Below are 792 nucleotides of genomic sequence, written 5' to 3'. Positions count from 1 at the left end.
TGACGAAGTAACTCCAACGAGGCGTTAGGACTGAAAAAATAAGATAACTTAAATCCCAACAATGATGGCACTACAAAGAAATTAACTCGCTGCCTAACTATTAAAATTGGGCGATTTATTAGAAAATATAGCATCGATTGCCATTGAAAAGACGCATGAAAAACATGTACGTGATCAAAGTTAGTGATGTACTAACTGATTTCAATACCAAGTTTCGATCATCATGACATCTCTCAGAATGACATCATTCTAAACGAATATATCCGTCAATATTGTATTTAGAACCCTTATCTAGAGACGATCTAGTTCATTATGTATCAACACCACACATTGCGAGGCAAAAAGCATTTTAGGGCCGACATTAATCTTCTCTGTACCTAGGCGCTTCAAACTATTAAAGCTCTTCTTGGGCATCGGAATGTGGTCCGTCAAAATGAAACAAGGATTTTCTTTGAAGTCCATCGTACGTATCGAATTTCCCTTAACATCCATCATATATAGCTCATTAGTCTTAGCGAGCTCTTTGATTAATTTTTCAAAACTCATGGTTTGAACGGAAATACCTGCTTCTACCTGCTTGAACCTCTCTTTCTCCATACCAGCAGACATCTTTAAAGCCTTAGCAATTTTGTCGAGTAATGCAGCTTCGTGAAATCCGCCAATGTTACTCAGTTCAGATGAGGTAAATGTAACAGTCCGAGAAAAATCCTGCGTACTTTCAAGCACCAAATGCACAACAACATCATGGCGGTGAGACTTGGCAACGAACATTGCATTCATTAAAGTATGGGC

At 38.3% G+C, this 792-nt stretch carries 1 protein-coding gene; it reads right to left on the bottom strand.

The window, feature by feature from the left end; all coding sequences use genetic code 11:
- Window positions 1-291: 291 nt before the first annotated feature.
- Window positions 292-792 (bottom strand): tRNA (pseudouridine(54)-N(1))-methyltransferase TrmY (gene trmY / locus A3739_RS06695; RefSeq protein ID WP_068500809.1); only part of this gene is annotated, 501 nt, incomplete at its 5' end.

It is taken from the genome of Oleiphilus sp. HI0067, from assembly GCF_001635735.1.
Note: the sequence above shows the minus strand (reverse complement) of the source record. Positions and strands in the feature narration are given on the sequence as shown.